Genomic DNA, 17,203 nt, shown 5'->3' on the forward strand with positions numbered 1-17,203 from the left:
AAATATGACTATTTAAATGTTTTAAGAATTGCCAAAACTCACTTATTATTGACTTGTGAAAGACTTCAAAATTCCGAAATCAACTGAACAGATAATTCCCCAAACAAAAAATTTGTTCAAATCAGTTTTCTTTATCAGCCTGCTAGTCAGTTCTTTTACTTTAGCACAGATGGGTGCTAGCGCAATTGACACCTTCTTCTTAACTCATCCTCAACCGATGCATCTGGTTATTAAGTGGGCATTTATTATGATTTTCGCAGTATTTAACAGCTTGCTGTTAACGGGTGTAGGTGTGTTGGCACACGAAGGCATCCATAGGGTGTTATTCAAGAGCAAATTTTGGAATGATTTGTGGGGTGGGATATTATCTGCTTTAGTTGTGATGCTCCCTTTTTATGCCAATCGAAAGTTTCATTTAACCCATCATCGTTATACCCATCGGCCTGGTTTAGATCCTGAGGAAAAATTGCATAACTACCCATTTTGGTATGCATTTATAATGGGAGGAGTGATCGCTCTTTATGAACACTACAAAATAGTAGCAGCAGCTTTATTTTCAGGTAAGTGGAATAGGGTATTTCGAGGTCTAAAAGATATTGGCTTTATGAGTTTGGCTGTGACTTTCTATTTTTACATGCTGCCAATGTTAGGGATTTCCCCTTGGTATACAGTCATTCCCACTTTTGCGTTAGCACCACCTGTATATTCCTTTCGTGCCTTGTGCGATCATTATGCTTTTGCTCCTGCTGTTTCACCTACTGTACAAAAAAGTTTTGAGCACGGAGCAGACACAGAAGATGAGTTTCAAAATCTTCAAGGCGATGGATTACAGGTTGACAGTTGGGTAATTCTAACTAACCCTTTCATAAATTGGCTGTGGAGCCATATTAATTATCAACAGGTACATCATCGCTATCCTTATCTATCTCACCAATATCTTCCTGATATTTTTGAAGCTACGAAGTACGAACAACCCTATGCAGTAGCTACAGGCTTTTTTCGTTGCTTAATGAGTTTGAGAAATATGCAATATTACTCTAAACCTGAACAAATTAAGCCGTTCTTGTTTAAGGAAATTTCTGGAAACTCGATTTAATTGTCTCAAAGTTTAATCGCAATTTTTATTATCCAAAGTTCTTTAACTTTAGAGGGTTTACAAATGGGCTCACATATTGATAATTCACCTATTTCAACTGTAAAACGGTCTTACACAGCAGAAGAAATACAAGCTTGGTTAGTTTCTAACATTTCTGATTTATTAGGAGTTGAACCTGATGAAATAGATATTCGAGAACCTTTGGACAGTTATGGCTTGGATTCAGCCCAGGGGATGGTTCTTGCCAGTAGAGCCGAGAAATTGCTGGGATTTAAGTTATCTTTGATTTTGTTGTGGCATTACCCTACTATTGAAGCACTGAGTAAGCGTTTAGCAGAAGACTTCGCGGATTCAAACTCAGAGACTTTTGAGTTTTGAAGAAGTTACTAAATATTTTTCTCATGATTCTAGGTTAGTTTAAAGATTCAAAATAGGTTGTGGTGCGAACAACAGTTATCTCACTCTATAAAGTGTTAACTCCATTTTCAGATAACTGTATTCTTCCACATTTCAATAACGGTAACTTTTACTAACAAACCAATTTCTCAACTCAAACTATCACTATTCAGAAATATTAAAACTATGAATACATATGAACTTGTGGAAAACCTTACTCAAAAAGGTGTTCAAATTTGGGTAGATAATGACAAACTTAATCTTCGTTCCCCTAAGGGGGTAATTACACCAGAAATACAGGCAGAGTTAAGTGCTTATAAAGCAGAAATATTAGCGTTTTTACGGGACAAAGATGTTGCAGCTAAAGCCGCTTCTGTTCCTTTGAGTATCGGATTAAGTCTACAAACTATTGGTCGTTTAATTGGAGGATTTGTCAAACAATCAAATGTGGAATTTAAGCCACCAGTTATTGACCCTCAAGTTATGGCTCAAAAGCTAACAGTTACATTTAGACCTTTACCTAAAGGTTACGACCAAGTAGAAATTATTAAATTCAGAGAGGAATTAGCAACTAAACTCAAGGATTATGGAGTAAAAGTTCTACCTTGGGAAGAAGCAATAACAGAATTTAATTATGTTATTGAATTTTCTAAAATCAACTTGAAGAAAAGCTTCAAAATTAAAAATGTTAAATCAGGAGTTGATGCAGTCATAGCTGTTGAAAGTTCTCCACTTTTGTTAAGAAAGTTGGGAATATGTATGGCAGAGAATATATATAAAGTTTATTCACGCGTACTTTTAAAAAATCGAGAAATCTCTGTTTCTAGAATAGCTAAATTGAGTAGTTGGGCTGAAGACCATACAGCTAAATATATTGAAGATCCTACAAATACTCAGGTAATTACCCTGACAAAACTAGATGAGGAATTTGTCAATCCTTTACTTCCTTACCAACAAAAGATAAAAATTGGTTTAAATACTTTAATTAGAACATTCTCAGAAATGGTAATTGGAGTATCTGAGGAAAAAGTTTCTATCTTAAATATGAATCTTTCAGATTCTGTATTTCCGAGAAGTGAGATAGAACACTTTGTTGCCAACTCACTAATTCCTAAAGTTTTTGTACCAATATATCCACTTTTACTAAGTCGATTTGAGCTAGGGCAGTATAATCCTAATGAATCTAGCTATGCTGCAAAATTAGTGAAATTAGGTAATGAGTTAGCATCAACAAGTCTGTTTCCTCCAGGATTTAAACTTTATGAAGTTATCAAAAGAAAATCTCATAGAGATATTGTGAATGTCATAGTGAATGGAAGGACAGGGGTTTCTTATGGTTTTGTTGCTTATGCTGAACCTCCACAATATGTTGGAGAGCCGGAAATAACTGAAAATGAGTGGCAAAGTTTATTACCTGTAACTGGATTTCATAGTGATGAACTCCGACAAAATGAAAAAGGTCGGTTTTATATCAAAACTAATGTTAAAGGAGAATATCTATTTAAGCAAATACCAGATATCTGGCTTGTTAGCTCTCGTTCTGGCTCAAACAAAACAGATTTACAGCTTGAGAGTGATATCATTCGGATTGGTTTAAAAGAAAATTTAATTCTTCAATTACCACAGGATATTAATCCAGAGCTAGTAGATATTAAGCCTTCATATGATATCTATGTAATGCTTGCTATTAGTTTGTCTGCTGCTTTATATACACCAGAACTGATTAAGAATGGTGCACCAATAGTTCATTTTCACGGGTACCCAGCATTGGAATGGTTTAAACCGAATGAATATTGTGTTGGTGTTAAAAATCCATCCGTTCCTTGTGGAACTTATGAATCAGGAGTATTCAATTTTTTGGGCATTTCTAGCTTGACAAATCAACAAGTAGAAAATACAGCTTTGGTAAGTTTAATCGAACCAGATCATGGCACCAATTTCATCGCCAGTGATTTGGAATATCTAGTGGAAAGATTAAAGACTGGGTGTGCAGAAGGGCAAATTGAACTTGGTGGTAAACATTTCACTTCTTTAAAAGCAAAATTAGATGATCGCTAATTTGGGTTGGATGTAAACCAGAATATACAAAAACACAGTAGTTATGTTACATGAGAGAAAACTTTCTCCTTTTGAGGAAGTTATAGAGGCTGTAAATCGTCGTGCTAGCGCGTACAACATAGTTACCATTTGCCGAATCAAGGGGATATTTAGTGAAGAAATCCTCAGACAAGCTCTGGAAGTATTACAAACACGTCATCCTCGTCTCAACTGTCGGATAGTAGGTAAGTTAAATAGTCTGCGCTTTGAAACAGCAGCAGTTGAGATTCCTTTGCGCGTTGTGGAAAAGCGCGAGCAACAACAGTGGCAAGAAGTTGCATTAGAAGAACTCAATCAAAAAATTGACAGCCACGAAAGTCTACTGCGAGTTGTACTAGTTAGAGTCCAAAATCAAAACAATCTCAACTATTTAATTACGACAATTCATCATGCGATCGCAGACGGCTTATCATGCATTCAACTGCATTCAGAACTTTTAAGCTATTGTCAAAAAATTACATCTTTTGAACCAATAGAAGTTACTCCTTTACCTACACTGCCACCTCTAGAAAGACTGTTGCTAAATTCTATACAAGGATGGAAGGGGGGATTGAATATTTTCTTAACTGTATTCAGGCATTTGTTAAAGCAAATTTGGTATCGCCCACAAACTTTGAAGTTTGAAAAATTCGTACCTATAGAATCACGCCGTTCTGGCATGATTCACAGAATGCTCAATCAAGAGCAAACGAGACAGTTGCTAAATGCTTGTAGACAGAATCAGACAACGGTGCATTCTGCTTTATGTGCAGCAATGTTGTTTGTAGCAGGTAGAAAAATCATTGGCGGTCAGAAAAAAAATACAAACGTCAGTTGTTGGTCAGCCATCAATCTGCGTAAACATCTTGAACCAGTAGTCAGTGATGAACACTTAGGTATGTTGTTTTCTGGTGATATCTCATTTCATACCCTCAGAACAAATACACCCTTTTGGGATTTAGCTTGCAATAGAAAACAACAGATGAAAGCAAGTATAGAAGGCGATCGCGTCTTCTGTTCAGCATTATTAATTAAGCCATTAACTGATTTTCTTCTTGCTTACCCTCGCCAAATGTTTGCAACAGTGGGTGTCACTAATGTAGGTCGAGTTAATGTTCCTTCTGATTATAGTTTTTTTGAACTAGAAGAAATCAGCTTTGTTCCTGCATGGGGAGCGTTTGGAGGTTTGTGTGTTGCAGTTCTAACTTTTGAGTCAAAAATGTTTTTGAATTTTATGTTTTCTGAACCTGCCATCAGTCAGGAAGTGGCGGAAGTTCTTGCAGATAATGTTATTAGCTGTCTTCTTAAGGCTAGCAACAACAAAAAATTCACTTTTGCCGACCAAATGAGTGCGTTATCACACTATCTCTCAACCTCATCTTCTAGAAGTAATTTTGCTCATCAAGCCTCTAAACGCTATCAATAAAAGTTTTGATGGGATATAAACCAAAGTCTATTTAGTAGTTAAAAACGTGCTCTTCATGAGAGATGTTTTCACCTTTTGTGCAAATTAACTGATGTTTTATTAGTACTGAATATGTGGAGTGAAGTTGATAATATTTAGCTTCATTATCTGAGTTTAGGGAATTTTTAATATGAAGGTATTTATGCCTTACAACAGGAAGCTTTCTACTTTCGAGCAAGCAATGGAGATTTTGAATCGCCGTGCTACAACATATAACATAGTCACGACTTGCCGAATCAAGGGGATATTTAGTGAAGAAATCCTCAGACAAGCTCTGGAAGTATTACAAACACGTCATCCTCGTCTCAACTGTCGGATAGTAGGTAAGTTAAATAGTCTGCGCTTTGAAACAGCAGCAGTTGAGATTCCTTTGCGCGTTGTGGAAAAGCGCGAGCAACAACAGTGGCAAGAAGTTGCATTAGAAGAACTCAATCAAAAAATTGACAGCCACGAAAGTCTACTGCGAGTTGTACTAGTTAGAGTCCAAAATCAAAACAATCTCAACTATTTAATTACGACAATTCATCATGCGATCGCAGACGGCTTATCATGCATTCAACTGCATTCAGAACTTTTAAGCTATTGTCAAAAAATTACATCTTTTGAACCAATAGAAGTTACTCCTTTACCTGCAATGCCACCGATAGGAAGTCTTCTTCCAACTTCGATGCAAGGATGGAAAGGTGCGGTTAATATATTTTTGACAATATCAAGGTTTTTATTCAAAGATGTTTGGTATCGCCCACAAACTTTGAAATTTGAACAATTTTTACCGATTGAAGCACGGTGTACTGGTTTGGTTCACAGAACCCTGAATATAGAGCAAACCAGACAATTACTAAATGCTTGTAGACAGAATCAGACAACGGTGCATTCTGCTTTATGTGCAGCAATGTTATTTGCAGCTGCTAGAAAAATTACTAGTGGTAAGAAAGTTAATTTAAATGTCAGTTGTTGGTCACCAATTAACATACGTAATCGTCTCAAACCAGAAGTTAGTAATGAGCATTTGAGCGTGTTAGTTTCGGGTGATATCTCATGTCATACTCTCAAAATTAATACATCCTTTTGGGATTTGGCTCGCAATCGAAAAGAACAAATGGAAGCAACAATAGCAAGTGATCGCATCTTCTGTTTACCACTAATTACTAAGTTTTTGATTAATTTTCTTCTTGCTTTTCCTTATCAAGTATTTTCAACTGTGGGTATCACCAATGTAGGGATAGTAAATATTCCTTCAAATTATGGTTTACTTGAGCTAGAAGAAATCAGCTTTGTTACTAGTAACTCGGCATTTAGAGGTTTATGTGTTGCAGTTCTAACTTTTGAGTCAAAAATGTTTTTGAATTTCATGTTTTCTCAGCCTGCTATCAGTCAAGAAACAGCAGAACTTCTTGTAGATAATGTCCTTGGCTGTATTTTTGAGGCTGGTAACAACAAAAAATTTATTTTTGCTGATCAAATGATTGCTATTTCTCAGCAACAACCGACTTCATTTTCTAGAAGTGCTTTAAGAACTGCTCGTCGAGTATCTAAACGAGAGCTATGAAGAAATTTAGTAGATACTAAATTCAGCTTTTCCAGTACCTGTCTTTTTAAACATCAATATACTTATGCATTACGACAGGAAACTTTCTACTTTCGAGCAAGCAATGGAGATTTTGAATCGCCGTGCTACAACATATAACATAGTCACGACTTGCCGAATCAAGGGGATATTTAGTGAAGAAATCCTCAGACAAGCTCTGGAAGTATTACAAACACGTCATCCTCGTCTCAACTGTCGGATAGTAGGTAAGTTAAATAGTCTGCGCTTTGAAACAGCAGCAGTTGAGATTCCTTTGCGCGTTGTGGAAAAGCGCGAGCAACAACAGTGGCAAGAAGTTGCATTAGAAGAACTCAATCAAAAAATTGACAGCCACGAAAGTCTACTGCGAGTTGTACTAGTTAGAGTCCAAAATCAAAACAATCTCAACTATTTAATTACGACAATTCATCATGCGATCGCAGACGGCTTATCATGCATTCAACTGCATTCAGAACTTTTAAGCTATTGTCAAAAAATTACATCTTTTGAACCAATAGAAGTTACTCCTTTACCTGCAATGCCACCGATAGGAAGTCTTCTTCCAACTTCGATGCAAGGATGGAAAGGTGCGGTTAATATATTTTTGACAATATCAAGGTTTTTATTCAAAGATGTTTGGTATCGCCCACAAACTTTGAAATTTGAACAATTTTTACCGATTGAAGCACGGTGTACTGGTTTGGTTCACAGAACCCTGAACGTAGAGCAAACCAGACAATTACTAAATGCTTGTAGGCAGAATCAGACAACAGTATCTGCTGCTTTATGCGCAGCGATGTTATTTGCAACTGCTAGAAAAATTACTAGTGGTAATAAGAAAAATATAAGTGTCAGTTGTTGGTCAACAATCAACATACGTAATCGTCTCAAACCAGAAGTTAGTAATGAGCATTTGAGCGTGTTAGTTTCGGGTGATATCTCATTTCATACTCTCAAAATTAATACATCCTTTTGGGATTTGGCTCGCAATCGAAAAGAACAAATGGAAGCAACAATAGCAAGCGATCGCATCTTCTGTTTACCATTGATTACTAAAATTTTTATCAACTTTCTTCTTTCCTCCCCTCGTCAGGCGGTTTCAACTGTGGGTGTCACCAATATAGGTATAGTAAATATACCTTCAAATTATGGTTTACTTGAGCTAGAAGAAATTAGTTTTGTTACTTCTATTGCAGCTTTTCAAGGTTTACGTGTTGCAGTTCTAACTTTTGAGTCAAAAATGTTTTTGAACTTTATGTTTTCTCAGCCTACTATCAGTCAGAAAACGATAGAAATTCTTGCCGATAATGTCCTTACCTATATTTTTGAAGCCAGTAATAACCAACAATTAACTTTTGGTAACTAGATATTAAATAATTTGCAATGCAACTTGATATAGGAATTTCCATTTCAATATTTTAAAGGTGAGTAATTTTTATGAACTTGTCTGAACAAACACTTCTCATCTCAGGAATTAGTGGATTTATCGGTTTACGAACTGCCGAAATAGCCATAGCACGAGGAATCAAAGTTCGAGGACTGTCACGTTCCGCAGAAAAAGCCAAACAAGCTCAAAAGCTGGGTGCCGAAATTATTGTTGGTAGCGTTACCGATCCAGCGATCGCTTCTAAAGCTTGTCAGGGAGTAGACATCGTTTTACATACAGCTGGTATTGCCCAAGAAAGTGGTTCACTTAAGCATTTTCGTGAGGTTAATGTTGGTGGAACCATTACTATGGCTAAAGCTGCCAAGAGTGCTGGTGTCAAAATCTTCACCTATCTCTCCAGTGCTATGGTTTACGGTTTCAATTATCCAGATCACGTTACAGAAGAAGGGCCACTACGTGGTGAGAATCATCCTTTATGCCAAACAAAAATAGAAGCTGAAAAAGCACTCTTACAACTTCATGACTTACCAAATTTTGAAATTATCATCATTAGACCAGGAGATGTTTATGGCCCAAGGAGTATTCCCTGGGTAGTTCGACCAGTGGTAATGATGCAGCAAAAATTATTTGCATTGATTAATGATGGACAGGGAGTTAGCAACCATGTATATATTGATAACCTCATTGATGCCATCTTTCTTGCCATAGAAAAAGAAGCATACGGAGAAATATTTAACATAACTGACGGACAAAACACTTCTTGGAAAGAATATTTTACACGTCTAGCTGAAATAGCAGATTTACCTATACCTTTTTCTTTACCAAAAGAGGAAGCCAAATTATTTATTAGAGTGCGCGAACAAGGACAAAAACTTTTTCGGAAAAAACCCGACCTTCTACCAGAAACTGTAGATTTTCTCTCGCGTCCTTATGCATATTCTATTGCCAAAGCACAAAGAATACTAAATTATGAACCAAGAATCAACTTAGAAGAAGGAATGCGGCGCACACGAGAATGGCTACAAAAAACGGATATTAAAAAATTGGTGTAATAGCCAAATCAAGGATATTTGAGCTTAGAAGTTATTTATAAAGTAATTTTTAAGTAGTGGAGGTAAAAACGGTCAGATGTTATGCCCACTGAACTTCAGAGCCGCCTGGTGGAGGAGCTAAGTTGCAAAGCGACACGCTACGCGGTAAGCGCAGCCATGCCCGCAGGGCTTTACGCTAACGGTGGTAGACACGTAGACGGACGTAGTCCGGCTTCTCATAGAGTAGTGGCTTCTGTAGACGGGCTTTGCCCGGCTTCCCGTAGGGTAAGTAGCCGCCACCCTGAGTTCTCGTTTTATTACCGTTGTGTTATAGCTATACAAGTATTTCAGAATTTAAGAGAATAAGAATTAGCTGTAACGCATCGCCAGGTTTAACATTTGTGAAAAATTTTAAGTTTTATTAACTAGTAAAACTACAATTTACATACATAATTATGCTCAACAAACTAACTCTCTTTAGTCTTTTCCTATGTTCTAACTTAGCTGTTTTTAACTTGGCCACAGCTAATCCAAAATCTACTTTAAAATTAACTGTTATAGTTGATGGAATCCGTAGTCAAAAAGGACAGATATGCCTAAGGATATATGGAGATGAGAGAGGATTTCCCTTAAGTGATATTAGTGAAGTCAAAAGTGACTGTGTTAAAATTCAAGGGAGTTCTGCGAAAAAGGAATTCGATGGATTAAAACCAGGAACTTATGCTGTTGCTGTAATAGATGATCAAAATGGAGATTACAAACTAAATAGAGACTTTTTAGGTATTCCTCAAGAAGGATTTGGTATTTCCAAAAATCCAACTGTATCTATGCTAAAGGGAATACCAAAGTTTCAAGAAGCTAGTTTTTCTTTGAAAAATAGTATAACAATTAAAATTAACATGAAATATTCTCTTGATCCATCAAATTGACTTTGTTATTATTTTTCGTTCAAATAGTTATTAATGTCATTTTTTATAATCAAATCAAAATTAAAATATCATATTAGCCTCAAACTCACTCCTACTACTGGAAGTGAGTTTTTCAGTTTAGTTAAAATACTGATTTAGAGAGATAGATAAATTAAAATTTTGATTGAGTTTTTCTTGAAATTTATCAGTTTTAATCACGAGAACAAAAAGCCAGTGATATTTTTGTCACTGGCAAATTACAAAAATTGTAATAATAGCTTCTTATGCTTAATTTAAAAATTAGGCATAAGAGTATTATGATTCAGAAATTATTTCAAAATTCAATCTTCAATACACTAGTACTAAGAATCATTTCCAAGTCAAAAGGTAAAATATCAAAAGTAAAACCCCCAGTTACTTGCTGTGCTTCACTATCTGTTAATGTCTCAAAAGCTTGGAACTTTTGAGCAGCTTTTTGTGTTTTTTGACGATTTAGTTTGTGTTTGCCGTTTAACATGATTGTTTCTCCGAGATAAAGTTATTCTCTAAATAAATAATTATATAAAATTACTATTTTGTAAATTTAAATGCTACTTTAATGCAACGATAAATTATTAGTAATTCTGTTACTTTCATTGTTTTATTGAAACTTAGAAAGGTTTTCCAGAGGATTTCGCTCTCCTAAATCACCATTATTAGCTTTCTGTATCTATCATGGCTTTTTGCATCATAGCGATCACCTGTAGAACTGTCGTCATGCAGCGGAGTCTACGATGCGGATTGCTTTGTTCAAGACACCGATACGGTAAAAGTATCTTCCGTGAAAAGATAAGGCACCACAATACAAATACACGTTTATCCTAATTGTGTTTTTGGTGGTTAGCCTTTTGATTAAGCTGTAACTTGCTGTAGATTGTTGAGGCGCTTGCTGTCAAATGGCAAAAAGACATCACCTCACTATATTGTTGCATCATTGTTGCATTTAAATATCTTAAAAGATACCCAAATGCTACAATTTTTGAAACTGGAAAGTTTTCAGCTACATCCAGTGCCTGAATCTACTATTCATAAATTAGTAGCTCTCTACTCCATCAGGGACTTTTGTCTTGATGCTATTGTTTATATTAAATATTCCGATACATACTATATGGAGATTAATGATTATGTCTAATTTTGTTGGAAAAACTTGCCCAATTTGTGGTCATACTTCCGTTACTATTAGTTTGTTAAAAAAACAATTTATTTTTAATGAATTAGAATTATATTTCTGTGAAAAACCTCCAGAATAACTTGAGATAGTGGATTATGAAATAAACAGATGTAAAAATTGTTTACTTGAACATGCTCTGCCACCAAAACCAGGCAGACAGCTATTTTACCAATGGATAACTACTAGACATGAAAGAGAATTATTATAGCTTTTAGGATATCATTAATTAATTTATATTTTTTTAGTAAAGTAAAAATAAAAACTTATGCAAAATAAAAGTTTGTGGATAGAAACTAAAGTTTATCAAAACTTCTCAGGGTTATAAGGCCTCTAAAGAACCGAAAAATCCATCCAGATGGCCGTGAGGTGAGGAAAGTTATCACAAAAAGCGTAAATTGACCACTTTCTATAAATATCTTCAGCCTATTACTGAATCATAAATCTTCTCTAACTTATGGGTCTGCTTACGAATATCAAAGTTTTCGCAAATCCAGGCGCGTCCTTGAATTCCTAATTTTTTACCTAAAGCACGATCACACAATAAAATATCTATCTTTTCAGCCAGAGATTTATCATCTTTTTCTGGCACTAAAAAGCCTGTTTTACCATCAAGAACTACATCAGGAATAGCGCTGTGCCAAGTGGAAATGACAGGTATACCACAAGCAGCAGCCTCCATAATAACAATTGGTAAGCCTTCGCTATTTCCGTTATTTGCTATTTGACTGGGCAAAGCGAATATTTCTGCATTACGCATCAATTTTTGAATAACTTCATGAGGCTGTGCTCCCAGAAAACGAACTTGATTACTGATACCAAGCTCATTAGCTAAGGCTTGCAGCTGTACAGTCATAGATCCAGTTCCAACTTGAATGAGCGAAATATCGGGATATTTTTTAGCAATACGAGCAAAAGCTTTCAATAGTATATCAATACCTTTTTGCTGAAGCTCTCTTGTGGCGAGGTCAACTACAAGAAACTCAGGCTTTATTTCATCAGTGCCGGGGTAAACAAGTTAAAAACTTCATTGCTTATCTCGAAAAACATCGCTCTGGCATTGTCAACTACAGTTCTTATCAAGCTGAACAACTTTGTTCTATTGGTTCTGGAGCAGTTGAATCTGCTATTAAACAAATTGGTGCCAGGATTAAAATTTCTGGCGCACAGTGGAATTTTGAAAGTGTCAATCACATCCTCTCTGTTCGTTGTGCTTATCTCAATGGTTTATTAGCTATTTGAGTCTTTCTGCCAAAAATGCATGCTCCCTGTAAAAATGTTGCATATCAGTTGTAATTGAGTATCTCATTAGCATAATATGCGTATTAATCCAAATTGATGGGACGAAGCTTGAAAAATAAAGCTAGTCCTTTCAAGGTAGTATAAGCCATTCTCATTCTTGGCTTAAAAGCTTGACATAGTTTGAATAGTTTAGATCCAATAAATATTGCATTGATATACACAATCCATCACTTCCATAATTAGCTGATGGATCAGGAGTATTCAATTTTCTGTTGTGCAAAATTAAGTTTACATTTTAACTAAACTCAGGTAGGTTATTTATCATGACAATTATCGCAAATAAAACAGTACTACTGACTGGTGCATCACGCGGTTTAGGAGTATATATAGCTCATTCCTTAGCAAAAGAGCAGGCAACCATAGTTGGTATTTCTCGTTCAAAGCTTGGGCTAAATAAAACACGTGATGAAGTCAAATCTTTAGGTGGTAAATTTATTGGTTTTACTTTTGATATCACAAATGTTGAACAGTTGACATTGCTAGTACAGCATATTAATAACACAGTCAGTCCAGTTGATATTTTAATTAATAATACTGGAGTAGAGATTTATCAATCTTTCGCCAATTATTCTCTAAAGGATCTCCAATCAGTATTGACAACTAATCTACTAGCCGCAATGGAATTAACCCGTTTAGTATTGCCAACTATGTTGGAGCGAAATAGTGGTCATATTGTTAATATTTCTTCTCTAGCTGGTAAAAAAGGAGTTCCTTACAACAGTATCTATTCAGCAAGTAAAGCTGGTTTGATAATGTGGACTGATTCTCTGCGTCAGGAACTAGCTAGCACTGGTATAAATTTCTCGGCGATATGTCCAGGATATATTTCCGAAACTGGCATGACTGTTGATAGCGGTTTGCCTATTCCCACATTAGCGGGTACATCTACACCAGGAGAAGTGGCAAAAGCAGTCATTAAAGCTATTCAGAAAAACAAAGCCGAAGTAATTATCAATGAAAGTGCGATCGCAGAATTTTTGACCAAAGTAATGTTTGCTATTGGACAAATTACTCCACAATTTGTAGATGCAGTTTATCGTTGGATTGCTGTAGCTAGACTTAACCAATTGCGTGCAGAAAATTTTGCCAAAAATCAATATAACCGTGCTTGAAAACCACAATTTCAATTGTGATTTTTATAGTTTTTGTAAATTGCTAACTAACAGATTCAGGACTTACGCACGAGTTATAGAATAATAAACCGCAGAGAAGCCAGTGTGCCCTTGCGGGTTAAGAGACTTGTAGCAACTGGCGCAACGCACAGAGCAGGGAGTCAAGAGGATTTTAGAGGGATTTTGCGCAAGTTCTAAGATTATAGCCTTAGCAAGTGACATCAAATTGATTGGAATTTAGCACAGGTTAAATATTCGTCAAGATGAAATTATCTACTCACCAAAGTGTTGTACTTTGTAAAGCTGACCAAACAACTTTACTACCCAGTTGGTGGAATCTACACCTGTGGAGGCTGCGGTTAATAGGGTTTTATATGGCAGTAGCCTCTCGTGTTTGGGGCAATCCTTTTTGGTGGGTTAGTCGCAAGAATAATCTGCCCAACTCTATTAAGCAGATTTAGTGAGTGTGAGGTAAATCAATGAATGTGTTCGCGATCGCTCTTTTTGGAATTTTGGCAGTTTTTTCGATTCTCCAGACATTTTATGTACTGGCTTTTGTATCATCAATGAATTTGCCAAGCTCAAAGACTATACAAGACGAGTTGTTGCCCAAGGCAGCAGTCATTCTTTCCCTGCGAGGTGCCGATCCATTCTTAGCTGACTGTGTGCGTGCCCTACTCTACCAAAACTATCCGCAATACAACTTGCACATTGTTGTCGATAGTCAAGAAGATCCAGCCTGGAATATCGTTCAAGAAACGATTCAGCAAGCAGGAGCAAAGCACGTTCAAGTCAGCCCTCTAATTGCTCGACAAAACACATGTAGTCTTAAAGGCAGTGCTCTAGTACAAGCCATCCGTGCACTAGATAATTCTTATCAGGTAGTAGCTTTTATAGATGCCGATGTCATCGCCCATCCCACTTGGCTGCGTGAATTGGTTGTGCCCCTAATGGACAAAGAGATTGGAGTCACCACAGGAAACCGTTGGTATATAACGCAAACCGGACAATGGGGTTCGCTAGTTCGATATCTATGGAACACAGTAGCCGTCGTCTTTATGTCTATCCAGCAAGCTCCTTGGGGAGGTTCAATCGCAATGAAGCTTTCTGTGTTGCGGCGATCAGGGTTGTTGGAGAAATGGACACAAAGTATTTCCGTTGACACCCCCATACTTGGAGCATTGCAAGCAATGGGTTTAAACGTAAAATTTGTACCTACAGTCCTGATGCCTAATCGTGAAGAGTGTAATTTAGCTCAATGCTTGCGCTTCATTCAACGCCAATTACTCTCCACACGTCTGTATAATCCTCAATGGTTGCTCATTGTTGCCCAAGTATTCACATCTACATTGGCTGTCGTAATGATATTAGTGCTGCTGCTGATTGTATTAAGTAGCGGCAACATAGGTGCTGCACTGGGGATAACTGGCGGATTCGCCAGCTACATCCTGGCACTAGCTCTACAAATGGTATTGGTAGAGCAATGTGTGCAACGAGTATTTCGGGCGCGGGATGAATCGACGACCCGATTTTCAACCCTGATCGCGGCAAAAATGTTGGTAGCAATTCCGCTCACACAACTAATTTATGCAGCCGCGATAGTATCGGCGATATTGATACAAAAAGTGGAATGGCGCGGCATTAGTTATCAGATTCAAGGGCCCTGGAATATTCGATTAATTGAATACCAACCTTATCAACTTTCAAGCCAACCACTTGACACTAATATTTCACTTTAACTGGGCGCGATCGCATCATTAACTCGAATTGATGCAGTTGTAAACTCTAAAATTTTAACCTTTGGCTGTTGAAGAGGAATTTCATGAACCTTTTCCGCCTTCTTTTACGCACTTCTGCTCTTCTCCTTAGCCTTGCCATATTGGCTGGCATCCTTAGTGGTGGCTGTGCTGCTGGTCTGATTGCTCTAATTAATGCTACATTGAGCCAGAATCAACCCTCGACTAATACGCTAATTTGGAGCTTTACTGCTCTGTGTCTGGTACGGCTCATTGCTAATTTCGCTTCTCAAGTTTTACTTATCCATCTTTCAGAAAAGGCGATTCTCGACCTGCGGATGCTGTTAAGCCGCCGTATTCTTGCTTCTCCCTTACGTCAGTTAGAACAAGTTGGCGCTTATCGTCTTCTCGCCGCCCTCACTGAAGATATCCGAACAATTTCCAGCACAGTTTTTATTATTCCCTTTTTCTGTATCAACACAGCCATTGTGATTGCCTGCCTGATATACCTTGGTTGGCTCTCTAACACTGTGTTTTTTGTTGGTCTTTGCTTTCTGTTCTTGGGAATATTCAGCTATTTATTACCAATGATGAAAGCCATGTCTTTGCTGAAATTGGCTCGCGAACAGGAAGATAAGTTATTTAACCACTTCTGTGCCATAACACAAGGCACAAAAGAACTGAAACTACACCGCCAGCGACGGCAATCATTTCTCAAAGAAGACCTTCGCACAACTGCCCTATCATACCGTCATCATAATGTTGTTGGTATGAGTGTTTTTGCGGCTGCTGCCAGTTGGGGACAAATTCTATTTTTTGTCGCGATTGGTTTGCTTTTATTCATCCTACCTTCCTTAACAAAGATTCATCCCGCAATTTTATCTGCCTATGCCCTAACTATTATCTATATGATGTCACCATTAGAGCACATAATGAGTATGCTGCCTACTATAGCCAGAGCATTAGTGGCATTAAAAAAAGTTGAGTCTCTGGGTCTTTCATTGCCTACCAATTCAAACGAAACTACCTCTGTTACAGCACTTACCTCAGAAAAATTTTGGCAATCTCTAGAATTAGTGAACGTTACTCATAGCTATTATCAAGAGCGAGAGGAAACAAACTTTATCCTTGGCCCTATTAACTTAAAATTCAATTTGGGAGAATTAGTTTTTATTGTCGGAGGAAATGGTAGTGGTAAGTCCACTCTAGCTAAATTAATCTCTGGCCTTTATATTCCTGAAACTGGAAATATTTATCTAGATGGTAAGCTCATCGACAATCACAATAGAGAGTGGTATCGCCAGCAATTTTCAGTAGTATTTTCTGATTTTTATCTTTTTGAGCGTTTATTGGGTTTAGATAATAGTGACCTAGATGCTCAAACTCAAAACTACCTTGTCCAACTACAACTTGACCATAAAGTTAAGGTCAACAATGGCGTACTTTCTACTACAAATCTTTCTCAAGGACAGCGCAAACGCCTTGCTCTACTCACAACCTACCTAGAAGATCGTCCTATTTATATGTTCGATGAGTGGGCTTCAGATCAAGATCCTGTTTTTAAGGAAATTTTCTACACACAACTTTTACCAGAACTAAAAAGTAGAGGTAAAACTGTACTTGTTATTAGCCACGATGACCGATATTTTCACATTGCAGATCGGATTGTGAAGCTGGAATACGGCAAAGTTAAATATGACAAGAATCCTGCATTAATTAACATTTGATATATAAAGAGTAGCAAACAATGCTTTTAAGTAATATCAAGCAATTCGTTCCATCTGGATTGTCAAGCAATATTTCCCAAAAAAGACTTTCATTACGGGAAAAGCAAGACAGAAGATTAAGAGAAGACATTAAAAGTGTTTTATCTTGTCGAGAATGGATTCAGTACAGAACTAATAATACTTTTGACAGCAT

The 17,203-nt window shown here is 36.9% G+C and carries 14 protein-coding genes and 2 pseudogenes; 14 read left to right on the forward strand and 2 right to left on the reverse strand.

Annotated elements, in window-relative coordinates; all coding sequences use genetic code 11:
* Positions 1-55: 55 nt before the first annotated feature.
* From U2718_RS02105 to U2718_RS02145, 9 genes and pseudogenes are all read left to right on the forward strand, one after another.
* A complete protein-coding gene (locus tag U2718_RS02105; RefSeq protein ID WP_341999788.1) occupies positions 56-1,096 on the forward strand; it encodes a fatty acid desaturase in 1,041 nt (346 codons plus the stop codon).
* Positions 1,097-1,159: 63 nt separating this feature from the next.
* Positions 1,160-1,474, forward strand: a complete 315-nt coding sequence (locus tag U2718_RS02110; protein ID WP_341999790.1) for an acyl carrier protein — start codon at positions 1,160-1,162, stop codon at positions 1,472-1,474.
* Positions 1,475-1,678: 204 nt separating this feature from the next.
* The gene (locus U2718_RS02115; RefSeq protein ID WP_341999792.1) at positions 1,679-3,550 is read left to right on the forward strand and encodes a hypothetical protein; all 1,872 of its coding nucleotides are present in this window, start codon (positions 1,679-1,681) and stop codon (positions 3,548-3,550) included.
* A 43-nt stretch (positions 3,551-3,593) separates the two neighbouring features.
* Complete coding sequence (locus tag U2718_RS02120; RefSeq protein ID WP_341999794.1) at positions 3,594-4,994, forward strand: phthiocerol/phthiodiolone dimycocerosyl transferase family protein; 1,401 nt, start codon at positions 3,594-3,596, stop codon at positions 4,992-4,994.
* 181 nt (positions 4,995-5,175) lie between these two features.
* Positions 5,176-6,582 carry a phthiocerol/phthiodiolone dimycocerosyl transferase family protein gene (locus U2718_RS02125; RefSeq protein ID WP_341999795.1) on the forward strand — a complete coding sequence of 469 codons (1,407 nt, stop codon included), beginning with the start codon at positions 5,176-5,178 and terminating at the stop codon, positions 6,580-6,582.
* A gap of 64 nt (positions 6,583-6,646) precedes the next feature.
* Positions 6,647-7,963, forward strand: a pseudogene (locus U2718_RS02130) (phthiocerol/phthiodiolone dimycocerosyl transferase family protein); the annotation flags it as partial.
* A 74-nt stretch (positions 7,964-8,037) separates the two neighbouring features.
* Entirely contained in the window at positions 8,038-9,039 is a 1,002-nt protein-coding gene (locus U2718_RS02135; protein WP_341999798.1) for an NAD-dependent epimerase/dehydratase family protein, read from the forward strand.
* 81 nt (positions 9,040-9,120) lie between these two features.
* On the forward strand, positions 9,121-9,384 hold the full coding sequence (locus U2718_RS02140) for a hypothetical protein (RefSeq protein ID WP_341999799.1): 264 nt from the start codon (positions 9,121-9,123) through the stop codon (positions 9,382-9,384).
* Between the two features lie 89 nt (positions 9,385-9,473).
* Positions 9,474-9,947 (forward strand): DUF2141 domain-containing protein, encoded by a 474-nt coding sequence (locus tag U2718_RS02145; protein WP_341999801.1) that lies wholly within the window; start codon positions 9,474-9,476, stop codon positions 9,945-9,947.
* Between the two features lie 313 nt (positions 9,948-10,260).
* Here U2718_RS02145 and U2718_RS02150 read toward each other — a convergent pair whose 3' ends face one another.
* Entirely contained in the window at positions 10,261-10,443 is a 183-nt protein-coding gene (locus U2718_RS02150) for a hypothetical protein (protein WP_341999802.1), read from the reverse strand.
* Positions 10,444-11,554: 1,111 nt separating this feature from the next.
* Complete coding sequence (locus U2718_RS02155) at positions 11,555-12,058, reverse strand: glycosyltransferase (protein ID WP_341999804.1); 504 nt, start codon at positions 12,056-12,058, stop codon at positions 11,555-11,557.
* A 20-nt stretch (positions 12,059-12,078) separates the two neighbouring features.
* Here U2718_RS02155 and U2718_RS02160 point away from each other — a divergent pair.
* The 5 genes and pseudogenes from U2718_RS02160 to U2718_RS02180 form a co-directional block, all read left to right on the forward strand.
* Positions 12,079-12,375: pseudogene (locus tag U2718_RS02160) on the forward strand (ISKra4 family transposase); the annotation flags it as partial.
* 323 nt (positions 12,376-12,698) lie between these two features.
* The gene (locus U2718_RS02165; RefSeq protein ID WP_341999806.1) at positions 12,699-13,547 is read left to right on the forward strand and encodes an SDR family oxidoreductase; all 849 of its coding nucleotides are present in this window, start codon (positions 12,699-12,701) and stop codon (positions 13,545-13,547) included.
* A 263-nt stretch (positions 13,548-13,810) separates the two neighbouring features.
* A complete protein-coding gene (locus U2718_RS02170; protein WP_341999808.1) occupies positions 13,811-14,008 on the forward strand; it encodes a hypothetical protein in 198 nt (65 codons plus the stop codon).
* An 18-nt stretch (positions 14,009-14,026) separates the two neighbouring features.
* Positions 14,027-15,286 carry a glycosyltransferase family 2 protein gene (locus tag U2718_RS02175; RefSeq protein ID WP_341999810.1) on the forward strand — a complete coding sequence of 420 codons (1,260 nt, stop codon included), beginning with the start codon at positions 14,027-14,029 and terminating at the stop codon, positions 15,284-15,286.
* A gap of 83 nt (positions 15,287-15,369) precedes the next feature.
* Positions 15,370-17,010 (forward strand): cyclic peptide export ABC transporter, encoded by a 1,641-nt coding sequence (locus tag U2718_RS02180; protein ID WP_341999811.1) that lies wholly within the window; start codon positions 15,370-15,372, stop codon positions 17,008-17,010.
* Positions 17,011-17,203 lie beyond the last annotated feature (193 nt).

Source organism: Chlorogloeopsis sp. ULAP02, assembly GCF_038404745.2.
Classification (GTDB): Bacteria; Cyanobacteriota; Cyanobacteriia; order Cyanobacteriales; family Nostocaceae; genus Chlorogloeopsis.

Bases quoted from the DNA above. Each gene is read 5' to 3' on its own strand.
- U2718_RS02145 (WP_341999801.1), top strand. From the start codon at position 9,474: ATGCTCAACAAACTAACTCTCTTTAGTCTTTTCCTATGTTCTAACTTA.
- U2718_RS02120 (WP_341999794.1), top strand. From the start codon at position 3,594: ATGTTACATGAGAGAAAACTTTCTCCTTTTGAGGAAGTTATAGAGGCT.
- U2718_RS02150 (WP_341999802.1), bottom strand. From the start codon at position 10,443: ATGTTAAACGGCAAACACAAACTAAATCGTCAAAAAACACAAAAAGCT.
- U2718_RS02180 (WP_341999811.1), top strand. From the start codon at position 15,370: ATGAACCTTTTCCGCCTTCTTTTACGCACTTCTGCTCTTCTCCTTAGC.
- U2718_RS02135 (WP_341999798.1), top strand. From the start codon at position 8,038: ATGAACTTGTCTGAACAAACACTTCTCATCTCAGGAATTAGTGGATTT.
- U2718_RS02125 (WP_341999795.1), top strand. From the start codon at position 5,176: ATGCCTTACAACAGGAAGCTTTCTACTTTCGAGCAAGCAATGGAGATT.
- U2718_RS02140 (WP_341999799.1), top strand. From the start codon at position 9,121: ATGCCCACTGAACTTCAGAGCCGCCTGGTGGAGGAGCTAAGTTGCAAA.
- U2718_RS02115 (WP_341999792.1), top strand. From the start codon at position 1,679: ATGAATACATATGAACTTGTGGAAAACCTTACTCAAAAAGGTGTTCAA.
- U2718_RS02165 (WP_341999806.1), top strand. From the start codon at position 12,699: ATGACAATTATCGCAAATAAAACAGTACTACTGACTGGTGCATCACGC.
- U2718_RS02110 (WP_341999790.1), top strand. From the start codon at position 1,160: ATGGGCTCACATATTGATAATTCACCTATTTCAACTGTAAAACGGTCT.
- U2718_RS02170 (WP_341999808.1), top strand. From the start codon at position 13,811: ATGAAATTATCTACTCACCAAAGTGTTGTACTTTGTAAAGCTGACCAA.
- U2718_RS02175 (WP_341999810.1), top strand. From the start codon at position 14,027: ATGAATGTGTTCGCGATCGCTCTTTTTGGAATTTTGGCAGTTTTTTCG.